Origin of the sequence: Streptococcus pseudopneumoniae (assembly GCF_001068775.1) — a bacterium.
Taxonomy (GTDB): domain Bacteria; phylum Bacillota; class Bacilli; order Lactobacillales; family Streptococcaceae; genus Streptococcus; species Streptococcus pseudopneumoniae_N.
On record NZ_JWAJ01000034.1, the window covers coordinates 1 to 241 of the forward strand.

Here is a 241-nt window from a genome sequence, read left to right on the forward strand (position 1 = left end):
CTTGAAAACTGTTCATAACCCTGAGATTATATTTGAAGCTACTGGTGTCTATTCTCGGCGTCTGCGAGCCTTTCTTGAGGAATACGGCTACGCTTATACACAGCTGAATCCTCTGGAAGCTAATAAGCAACTGGACAGTCTGCGAGTTCGTAAAACAGACAAAATTGACGCTGAAAAATTGGCTCATTCTCAGTTTATACTCAATCGTAAACCAACTTATGCGCAGGAAGAAGTTTATCAA

General features: G+C 41.1%; 1 protein-coding gene. It reads left to right on the forward strand.

The genetic code is table 11. The annotated features are described in order from the left end of the window. On the forward strand, nucleotides 1-241 hold a 241-nt coding region (locus ADF68_RS01395), incomplete at both ends, for an IS110 family transposase (protein WP_049548323.1).